The organism is Amycolatopsis sp. NPDC001319 (assembly GCF_042896185.1).
Taxonomy (GTDB): domain Bacteria; phylum Actinomycetota; class Actinomycetes; order Mycobacteriales; family Pseudonocardiaceae; genus Amycolatopsis.
The window spans coordinates 294368-302125 of record NZ_JBIAWY010000004.1 but is presented as its reverse complement, the minus strand read 5'-3'; the positions used below and the strand labels follow the sequence as shown (position 1 = coordinate 302125).

7 protein-coding genes are annotated in these 7758 nt (G+C 71.0%); all 7 read right to left on the bottom strand.

The genetic code is table 11. The features are described from left to right. Positions 1-7: 7 nt before the first annotated feature. The 7 genes from ACFY1H_RS16590 to ACFY1H_RS16560 all read right to left on the bottom strand — a co-directional run bounded on the left by ACFY1H_RS16590 (position 8) and on the right by ACFY1H_RS16560 (position 7678). On the bottom strand, positions 8-1204 hold the full coding sequence (locus ACFY1H_RS16590; protein ID WP_386947255.1) for a cytochrome P450: 1197 nt from the start codon (positions 1202-1204) through the stop codon (positions 8-10). After that, on the bottom strand, positions 1201-2469 hold the full coding sequence (locus ACFY1H_RS16585) for a methylaspartate mutase (protein WP_366583173.1): 1269 nt from the start codon (positions 2467-2469) through the stop codon (positions 1201-1203). Before ACFY1H_RS16585 ends, ACFY1H_RS16590 begins: the two co-directional genes overlap by 4 nt. Further along, positions 2466-2954: a cobalamin B12-binding domain-containing protein gene (locus ACFY1H_RS16580; protein ID WP_386947252.1), complete on the bottom strand. Its 489-nt coding sequence runs from the start codon at positions 2952-2954 to the stop codon at positions 2466-2468. The genes ACFY1H_RS16585 and ACFY1H_RS16580 overlap by 4 nt, the downstream gene beginning before the upstream one ends. Next, entirely contained in the window at positions 2951-4165 is a 1215-nt protein-coding gene (locus ACFY1H_RS16575; RefSeq protein ID WP_386947251.1) for a type III PLP-dependent enzyme, read from the bottom strand. Before ACFY1H_RS16575 ends, ACFY1H_RS16580 begins: the two co-directional genes overlap by 4 nt. Continuing rightward, positions 4162-5613, bottom strand: coding sequence for an AMP-binding protein (locus ACFY1H_RS16570; RefSeq protein ID WP_386947249.1), 1452 nt, complete (start codon positions 5611-5613; stop codon positions 4162-4164). Before ACFY1H_RS16570 ends, ACFY1H_RS16575 begins: the two co-directional genes overlap by 4 nt. Before the next feature lie 170 nt (positions 5614-5783). Then, a complete protein-coding gene (locus tag ACFY1H_RS16565; protein ID WP_386947247.1) occupies positions 5784-6173 on the bottom strand; it encodes a type II toxin-antitoxin system VapC family toxin in 390 nt (129 codons plus the stop codon). 5 nt (positions 6174-6178) lie between these two features. Next, positions 6179-7678 carry an AMP-binding protein gene (locus ACFY1H_RS16560; RefSeq protein ID WP_386947245.1) on the bottom strand — a complete coding sequence of 500 codons (1500 nt, stop codon included), beginning with the start codon at positions 7676-7678 and terminating at the stop codon, positions 6179-6181. Positions 7679-7758: the final 80 nt, after the last annotated feature.

Below are 7758 nucleotides of genomic sequence, written 5' to 3'. Positions count from 1 at the left end.
AGGGAAATCACCACGCGATGCGCAGGAGCGAAGGCCCGCGCACGATCACGCCGTATTCCCACTTCACGCCTTCCCGCCCGTCCGCGAGCCGCAGTTCCGGGAAGCGCGCGAGAATCGCCTTGAGCGCTTCCTGCAGTTCCAGGCGCGCGAGCTGCGCGCCGATGCAGTGGTGCGGGCCGTGCCCGAACGCCACGTGCGGGTTGGGGCTGCGGGTGAGGTCGACGGTGTCCGGGTTCGCGAACACCTCCGGGTCGCGGTTGGCCGCGTGCAGCGCCGGCAGCACCGGGTCGCCCGCGCGCACCACGACGTCGCCGAAGCGCACGTCTTCGGTGGCGTAGCGGGCGAACATCGCCGCGGTGTTGATCGGCACGAACCGCAGCAGTTCCTCGACGGCGGTCGGCATCAGCTCCGGGTCCGCACGCAGCTGCGCGAGCAGTTCCGGCTGGGTCAGGAGGGTGAACAGGAAGCTCGGCAGAGCCGTGGACACCGTCTCCACGCCACCGGTGAGCAGGCCCGCGCCGGCGATGGAGATCAGCTCGTTCTCGGTGAGCTTGTCGCCGGCGTCGCGCGCATAGACCAGCGCGCCGAGCAGGTCGTCGGTCGGCTCCTCGCGCCGCTGCGCCACGAGCCCGGCGACGTAGCTGTCGAGCTGGTCACCGTAGACGTCGAGCACGTCGCCCTTGGCCGTGGCGTCGCTGACCAGCGCTTGGGTCCACTCGCGGAAGATCTCGTGGTCCTCCTGCGGCACGCCGAGCAGGTCGCAGATCACGGTCACGGGCAGCGGGCGCGCGAGCTCCTCGACGACGTCGGCCGAGTCGCCGCGCGCGACCATGCCGTCGAGCAGGTCGTTCACGAGCGTTTGCACGCCTTCGCGCATCTGCTCGAGCCGGCGCGCGGTGAACGCCTTCGACACCAGGCGGCGCAGGCGCGAGTGGTCGGGCGGGTCCATGCCCATGATGCCGTCGCCCATCTGCTGGCGGCGCATCCGCGGCTGGTCGAGACCCTGCGCCAGCTCACGGCTGAAGCGCTGGTCGGTCATCACGAGCTTCACGTCGGCGTACTTGGTGGCGAGCCACGCCGGTTCGCCGAAGGGCATCTGCACCCGGCTCATCGGCTCTTCGCGCTGCAACGTGTGGTACAGCTCGGAAACGGAGATCTCCTGCATGTCGAACGGGTAGGCCCGGACAGTCCGGCGCGTACTCATCGCGAATCCCCTCCAATCGCGGTCATCGGCTGCTCCAATGCCTGGGCGTCGTGGGTGTGCTGGACGTACGAGAGCGCCGACATCAAAGTCGACGAGGTGATCGCGCCGCCGGGACCGCGCTCGACCACGCGGCGCAGCGGCAGGGAACCGAGGTCGGACCAGCAGAGCCGGCCGGCCGGGTCGAGGTAACTGCGGGCCTGCCCGGCGTTGTCCGGGTGCAGGCAGAACGGCACGTCGAGCAGGCCGCGTTTGAACGCGACCACGATCGCCCGGCCGAGGTCTTCGTGGCTGTTGAGCACGGCGTCGACCAGCGCGTAGGCCTCGCGGTAGACCTGGTTGTCCGCCTCCACGGCGACCTTCCTGGTGCCTCGCACGGCGCCCGCGTGTTCGAGCGCCTGCACGTTCTCCGCGACGGTCGGGATCCGGTGCGCCTCGGCGACGGTCTTCACGATCAGCCGCTCCGAGCCGGTGCTCAGCGCCAGCTCGGCCGCCGTGCCGAGCAGGCTCAGCGAGCCTTCCGGCGTGCGCGGGAACAAGCCCATGTACGCGTAGATCACCACGTGCCACGACGCGCCGGGGAGCAACTCGGTGCACAGCCGGCGCAGTGCCGCGACGGCTTCCTGGTCCTGGCGCAGGTTGGTCTGCTGCGCGTAGCTCACCGAGATGCTGCGCAACCCCTTGCGGTAGAAGAACAACGCCTCCAGCGCACTGAGTGCCACGAGCTCGCTCGGCGGGCAGAGCTGGCCCATCATGCAGCCGCCGAACGTCTCCAGGTGCGCACGGCCGCCCGGCAGCTCGGCGTCGGCCAGCAGTTCACAGCAGTACGACCAGTTGCGCACGGACTCGTCCAGTGGCGTGCGGCTGTAGGGCAGGCAGTAGGACACCGGCCCGCCCTCGGTGGCGTGCAGGCCGGCGGCGAGCATCGCGCGGAAGATGTCCGCCGGGCGGGCCGAGCCGTGGCGCACCTGCACCGGGAAGTCCGGGCCTTCGAGGCCGTCGAGCATCGCTCGGGTGACCTCGGCCGGGTGGTTGACGATGGGGTAACCGTTGAGTGCGATGCCGTGGGCCAGCGCGTGCGCGACGGAATCGGTGTCGCCGACGCGGGTGTAGCTGTCGAGCGTGACGGTGCCGACGGTCGTGGCGGCCGCGTTCCTGGTCGCCGCGAGCCCGGCGCGCATCGCCACCGGGTCGGCGAACCCCATGCGGGGTTGCACGACCAGCTGCCCGGCCGCGTGCCTGCTCGCCACGAACTCTTCGAAGCTCACACCCCCTCCACCCGCACGGGGAACTGGGCGGAGCCGGCGGTCAACGTCGCGGCGAACCGGCGGAAGGACGCGTTGTTCTGCTGGTCGTCGAAGACCCCGTCGAAGCCGGCGAGCAGCAGCCGCGCCGTCTCCTCTTCGGTGAGCGGACCGCCGACGCCGAGCTTGCCGCCGATCACCACGGGCAAGGCCCGCAGCTCGGGGAAGGACCGCAGGCGCTGGATCACGCGCAGGCCGTCCTGGTAGCCGTGGCCGTTGACGCTGCTGAGCACGAGCATCGTCGGGAGCCGGCTGAGGCATTCGGACTCCAGCAGCTCGTCGGGCACGCACGCGCCGAGGTTCACCACGTCGAAGCCGAGCTCGCCGACCAGCAGCTCCAGGTACACGAGGTTCCACGTGTGCGAGTCCGACGCCATGCTGCTCACGATCACCGTGCGCGGCGGTTCCGTGACCACGCCGCCGCGGTAGGCGTTCATCTCCTCGCTCACGGCGAAACCTCGTACGCGCGCTGGTAGTCCAGCCGCGACACGGACACGACCTCGTCGCCGCGCACCACGACCTCCGTCGGCGCGGGCCGGCCGAGGAAGCTGATCAGGCTCGCTGTCACACCGTATGCACCGACGTTCGGCACCGTCACCACGTCGCCGGGCGCCAGCTCGGGCAGCTTCGCGGCCTTCGCGAGCGAGTCACCGGGAGTACACAGTGGACCGACGAGGCTGCCGGTCTCGCCGTTCGGATCGGTGTCCTCGATGCCGACGGCCGCGGGCAGCAGCCGGCCGATGCCGGACAGCCCGCCGACGACGTTGATGCCCGCGTCGAGGATCACGAACCTGCTGCCGCGGCTCTCCTTGACGTTCACGACCCCGGCGAGCAGCGAGCCGCAGCTCCCGGACAGGTACCGGCCCGACTCGCAGGCCAGCTCGACCTCCCCCGTCCGCCATTCCGGCAGGTACAGGTCAAGCAGTTGCTCCAGCCCCGCGCGCAGCTTCGGGTAGTCGGTGCGCGGTCCCGGCACCGCGTACGGCGAGGAGAAGCCGCCGCCGATGTCGAGCAGCTCCAGCGGCAGGCCAGCCTCCTGGTGCAGCTGCGCGGCCGACTGCAGCACGAACTCGTACTCGCCGAGCAGGCTGTCCTCGTCCTTGGCGTTGCTCATGGTGAAGAAGTGCGCGCCGGCCAAGCGGGTGCCGGGCACAGCCTTGAACGCGGGCATCAGCGACGGCAGCGTCTCGGCGTCGATGCCGAACTGCGAGGGCCGGCCCATCATGCGGATGCCGGTCGACGCGCTGCCCTGCGTGGTGTTCACGCGCAGCAGGCACGAGGCGACCACATCGTGCTTCTCGGCTGCCACGCCGACGTGCTGCAGGTCGGTGAGAGACTCCACGGAGAACAGCCGCACGCCGGTCGCGATCGCCTGCTCCAGCTCGGCGTCGGTCTTGCCCGGGCCGGTGTAGAGGATCTCGCTCGGGGCGAAGCCCGCCTGCAGCGCGTTGGCCAGCTCGCCGGTGGAGCTGATCTCCGCGCGGCAACCACCGTCGTGCAGCTCTCGCGCGATTTCGGGGTGCGGGTTGGCCTTCAGCGCGTAAAAGACCTGGAAACCCTCGGGCAGCAGGCTGAGCAGCTGGTCGCGCGATCGGGCGACCACGTCGAGGTCGTAGACGTAGGTGGGGGTGCCGAAGCGTTCGGCCAGGGACTCGGTCATTTGCGCGCGCCTTCCACGAGCAGGGCCAGTTCCTTCGTGGCGTTCTTGCCGTGCGCCGTGAGCGGGAACTCGTCGACGACGTGACACAGGGACGGGACCTTCTGCGGTTCGAGGCGCTTCGCCAGCTCCCGCAACACGGTCGTGGGCGGCAGGTCGGTCTCGACGCAGATCGCGAGGTCACGCGTGTCGCTCGGCGGGATCGCGCCGGCCGCCCGGACGCCCGGGATGTCCATGGCGGCCGCCTCGATCTCCAAAGTGGACATCCGGATGCCCTTGCGCTTGAACATGTCGTCGCGCCGGCCTTCGAAGTAGAGGTAACCGTCGGCGTCGAGACGGCCGTAGTCGCCGGTGTGCAGGCGCAGCTCGCCGGTCGCCTCGTCGCGGCGGAACGCGCGCGCGGACAGCTCCGGCGCTCGCCAGTAACCCGGCATCACGTGCGGTCCGGCGGCCACGATCTCGCCGATGTCTCCGGCGGGCAGCTCCGTTCCATCGGCGGCGAGGATGAGCACGGACGTGCCCGGCAGCGGCAGCCCGGACGCGCCGGGCCGCTGGTCGTCCTCCTCAGGCGGCATGATCGTGATGCGCTTGCACTCGGTCTGGCCGAACTGGCGCACCACGCGGGCACCGGGGAACGCGGCGCGCAGCTGCGCGATCGTGCTCTCGGGCAGCGCGGCGCCGGTGTTGGTGAACAGCCGCACGGGCGCGGCCGGCTCCGTCTCACGGCCGGCGAGGGTGGCGATCATCGTGGCGAGTGACGGCACGATGGGCACGATCGTCGCGCCGACCTCGCGCATCCGCTGCAGCAGCCGCAGGTCGGACTCCGCGTCGGCGAGCACGATCTCGCTGCGGCCGAGCGTCGAGAGCAGGACCTTGTAGAGGCCGTAGTCCCAGGACATCGGGAAGCGGCAGAACACCACGTCGTCGCCGCGGTAGCCCAGCACGGCCTGGATCGCGCCGGCCGCGAAGGTGACCTGGCGATGCGGGCCGATCACGCCCTTGGGCGCGGCGGTGCTGCCGGAGGTGTAGATGAGCACGGCGACGTCGTCGGGATCGACGTCGGTCGCCTCCACGTGTTCGCCGTAGGCGGCTTCGACCTCGGTCCACAGTGGACCGTAGTTGTCGTTGGTGATGGTCAGCACCGGTTCGGCGTTCGCCACCACCGAGTCGAAGTGGAACGCCTTCATCGCCGGGTTCACCGGCACGAACACCGCGCCGCGGCGCGTGGTGCCGAAGAACAACGCGACCAGCTCACGCGTGGTGGGCAGCTGCACGACCACCCGGTCACCGCGCCCCACCCCGCGCCGGGCGAGCACCACCTCCACCGCGTGGCTCCACGCGGCCAGCTCGGCGTAGGTCCACGCGCCGGCCCGGTCGCGCACGGCCGTCGACCCGGGTGCGTCGGCCACCGCCTCGTCGAGCAGGGAATGGACGAGCGAAGTACCGTTCACGACTGCTCCCACCAGAACTCGAGAACCGGGGCCTCGATCCGCCCCTCGACTCCGGGAAAACTAGCCGCGGCGGCGCGCGTGGCCACACCCCTAACCGCCCCTAAGCGCGCACGCCAAAACGGCCTGCCGCGCCCGGAAACCCAGGCGTAGCAGGCCGTTTCAGACGGGCTTCAGCTCAGCGCTTCGAACCCCGCGACCGGCACGACGCCGTCGAGGTCACGCGCGAGCTGCTCGTCGAGCGTCACGAACGCGTCGCCGTGCAACCGCGTCAACGCGACGTACTCGGCGACGTACGTGTCCGCCCAGCCGAGCTCCTCGGCGACCTGCCACGCCGTCGCCTGCAAGACGCGGTCACCGAGCAGCCGGATCTTCAACGCCCGCACGCGATCGAGCCACACGGCCGCGTCCTTCTTCGTCAGCTCACCGCGGCGCACCTGCGCGTAGAGCGCGGACAACGCGTGCGAACGGATGAGCGTGGGCGCCAGCAACCGGTGCCCCACCACACCCTGCTCCTCGGCCAGCCGCAGCGCGACCTCCGGCCCGATCACGTACTTCGCCACGCCGGTCAGGCTACCGGTGTGAGCAGCCCTTCCGCCTCCGCTGCCAGGGCTTTCCGGTCGATCTTCCGGTTCGAGTTCAGCGGGAACTCGGCGACGTGGCGGTAGTGGCGCGGGATCACGCCCTCCGGCAGGACCTCGCGCAACGCGCGCACCAGCTCGATCACCGGCCGCTCGCCGCCGGTGTAGAAGACGAACAGTTCCGTGCCGGCGTCGCCGGAGACGCCGAGGGCCACGGCGTCGCGGACGCCGGTCGCGCGCAACGCGTGTTCGACCTCCGTCAGCTCGATCCGCCAGCCGAGCACCTGCACCTGGGAGTCGAGGCGGCCGAGGTAGGCCAGGTCGTCGCCGAGCCGCCGGACGCGATCGCCCGTGCGGTAGAAGCGGCGGCCGCCGCGGTCGAGGAACCGGCCGTTTTCGTCGGCCGGGTCGAGGTAGCCCGGGGTCAGCTGCGGACCCGCGATGGCGAGTTCACCCTCTTCCGCTTCCTCGACGTCACCCTCGCCGAGCAGCAGGTGGTCGTGGCCCTCGTGGACGGCGCCGATCGGCACCACCCCGTTGACCGCGACGCGCGGCGTCTCCACGTCGTCCCAGCGGTAACCGGCGACGGTGATGGTGAGCTCGGTGGGGCCGTAGAGGTTCTCCGCAAGCGAGTTCACGGCCGCGGCGCGCCAGTCGGCCGTGTCGCGCACGGTGAGCGCTTCGCCGGCGAAGAAGCTCCACCGCAGGCCGGGCAACGCACCCGGCTTGAGCCCACCGGTGCGGCGCACCAGGTCGATCGCACTCGGCGTGGAGAACCACACCGTCAGCCCGCTCTCCGCGGCGAACGCCGGCAGGTCGCGGTAGGCGCGCCCGGGCAGCACCACCGCGGGCGCCCCCGCACCCCACGCGCAGAACAGGTCGAACATCGCGCAGTCGAAGTTCAGGTCGAAGGTCTGGGAGAACACGTCGTCGGGGGCGAAGTCGTAACGCGCGTCGAGCAGGCCGAAGTAGTGCTCCGTCGAACCGTGGCCGATCCGCACACCCTTGGGCCGGCCGGTGGAGCCGGACGTGAACAGGATGTACGCGGAATCCTCCGGCCGCACCTCCCGCGGCGCGGCCAGACCCTGCGCCCGCGTCTGAAGGGTGAGCACGGGAACCCGCCGCGCGCCGAGCACGTCCGCCGACAGCGCCTGGCCGCGTTCGTCGACCACCAGCGCGTCGACCCCCGCCGCCTCTACCATCTGCGCGGTGCGGGCCGCCGGGAAGTCGGGCCGCAGCGGCACCACGGTGGCGCCCGCGTACAACCCGGCCAGGATCCCCGCGTACGCGCTGATTCCCTTGCCCGCCAGCACCCCTACGGTGCGCGCGCCCGCGTCGGCCAGCGCGCCGGCCCAGAGCAGCGCCTGCTCGTGGAGCCGGCCGTAGCTCAGCTCCTGGTCGCCGACCCGGACGGCGGTGCCGTTCTCGGAAAGCGCCAGGCCACGCAGGAAGCGCGAGTGCAGCCCGCCGGTGAAGCTCGTATCCATCGTCTTCCTCCGCGTTGAATAGGGGTCCCGATGCGTCGATCCGGAACGGCGACGCGAGGTAGAGTCCAAAACCGAACCGG

Excerpts from the sequence above, each read along its gene's own strand:
- ACFY1H_RS16590 (WP_386947255.1), bottom strand. The coding sequence starts at position 1,204 with ATGAGTACGCGCCGGACTGTCCGGGCCTACCCGTTCGACATGCAGGAG.
- ACFY1H_RS16575 (WP_386947251.1), bottom strand. The coding sequence starts at position 4,165 with ATGACCGAGTCCCTGGCCGAACGCTTCGGCACCCCCACCTACGTCTAC.
- ACFY1H_RS16560 (WP_386947245.1), bottom strand. The coding sequence starts at position 7,678 with ATGGATACGAGCTTCACCGGCGGGCTGCACTCGCGCTTCCTGCGTGGC.